Below are 1,908 nucleotides of genomic sequence, written 5' to 3'. Positions count from 1 at the left end.
TTCTTTGCAGTTCCTCGCAGCTCTCATCGGCGCGACTGTCATAATATAACACAGGAGACTTCTACTCGTCAACCCCCTTTTTCAAGTTTTTCAAGATTTTCCCGCGTAATATTTTTCTATCCATATAGTATCCTTCATTTCATTTCCTGTCTGCGCTTGTTTCTTTCGCGTTCCTGTGTTATTCTATGATAGAATTTATCAAAGGACAATGATCCTGAAAGGAATTTGAAATGTCGAAAAATCCGGTGAAGCATCAGTGCAGCTTTTGCAAGCGCATCATTGATGTCCGCGACCAATACGATATGCCGATCTACGATCCGAATACGGGCTTTGCGATCTGCAAGGACTGTGTGCGTGAGATCAACCGCTTCCTCGATGAGCACGATGCCTCCGTTTCCTCTGAGGAGCGGAGTTCGTTCCGTATGCAGCTGAATGATGTTCTCGAAAAGACGCGCCCGTATCTCATCAAGGACTATCTGGACACCTACATTATCAAGCAGGATCGTGCGAAAAAGATTCTTGCGGTCGCAGTCTACAACCACTACAAGCGCATGAAGTACGGCTACGATGCAACGGACGAGGACACGGAGATCGAGAAGTCGAACGTCATCATGCTCGGCCCCTCGGGCTGCGGCAAGACGGCACTGCTCTCCCATCTCTCGAAGCTGCTCGATGTGCCGTTCGCGGTGACGGACGCATCGAGCCTGACGGAGGCGGGCTTTGTCGGCGCGGATGTGGAGGTCGCCGTACGCAATCTCTACTATGCGGCGGACAAGGACGTGGAGAAGGCGGAGCACGGCATCATCTACCTCGACGAGTTCGACAAGATCGCACGCAAGTCGGGCGCGAACAACTCCATTACCGCAGACCCCGGCCACGAGGGTGTGCAGCAGGCACTCCTCAAGATGCTTGAGGGTAGTGTAGTGGAGTTCACGGCACGCGGACAGCGTAAGCATCCCGAGGCACCGACGATCAAGGTGGACACAAAGAACATTCTCTTTATCGTTGGCGGCGCGTTCGTCGGCATTGAGAAGGTGATCTCGAAACGTCTGCGCAAGGGCAATGTTGCCATCGGATTTGGCGCGGAGGTGCGCGGCAAAGAGGTGGAGAAGGAGTTTGACACGCTGATCCACCAGGTAACGCCCGAGGATCTGATGCAGTACGGCATCATCCCCGAGATCATCGGTCGCCTGCCCGTGATCTGCACGCTCGAAACACTCGACGAGGACGCGCTCCTGCGCATTCTCACGGAGCCGATCAACGCGCCCGTGCGCCAGTACGAGAAGCTGCTCGCGATGGACGGCGTGGAGCTCATCTTTACCGAGGACGCCCTGCGCGCCGTCGCAAAGAAGGCAATCGAGCGCAAGACCGGTGCGCGCAGCCTGAAAGGCATCATCGAGGAGGTCATGCTCGATGTGATGTTCGACATTCCGCGCGAGAGTGCGCCGCGTCGCGTTACCGTGACGGCGGAGTGCATCACGGAGGGGGCTGCGCCGGTCATCGAGAATGCGGCGGCGGGATGAAAAATTTATCCTTGCAAAACAGCATAAACGTGTTATACTGTGTGTAGAAGTCAACGATGGTCATTGACAACCAAAAGAAAGAAATCCCCTGCGGCTGGTTACCGCAGGGGTCTTTCTTTGCAACTGGTGAGGTCGCATCTGGCTGGTGCCACAACGGCGGCTGCTTCTACCGCCCCAGCCTCTGCAGAATCAGCGTTCCGAGAATACTCCCGAGTACGCTGGTCAGCAGGGAAAGCATAACATCTCCGATGGTCATCGTGACACCCTCCCTTCCTTGCTGGATTGGCTTGGTTGGGCCGTGGCAGCTTCAGTATACCACAAAACACACGAAAAAAGGGGCTGTTGCACGAAACCAACGTGCAGCAGCCTCAATTTTGTGCAAAAA

1 protein-coding gene is annotated in these 1,908 nt (G+C 54.8%); it reads left to right on the top strand.

Going from position 1 to position 1,908, the window contains the following annotated elements; translation table 11 throughout:
* Positions 1 to 230: 230 nt before the first annotated feature.
* A complete protein-coding gene (gene clpX, locus ACO6BQ_RS12495) occupies positions 231 to 1,523 on the top strand; it encodes an ATP-dependent Clp protease ATP-binding subunit ClpX (protein ID WP_489121462.1) in 1,293 nt (430 codons plus the stop codon).
* Positions 1,524 to 1,908: the final 385 nt, after the last annotated feature.

It is taken from the genome of Centipeda sp. (in: firmicutes), assembly GCF_057271695.1.
The sequence above is the reverse complement of the archived record's forward strand: the minus strand, read 5'-3'. Positions and strand labels throughout refer to the sequence as shown.

What these genes read in the sequence shown, in the direction of transcription:
- clpX (WP_489121462.1), top strand. Translation starts at nt 231, where the DNA reads ATGTCGAAAAATCCGGTGAAGCATCAGTGCAGCTTTTGCAAGCGCATC.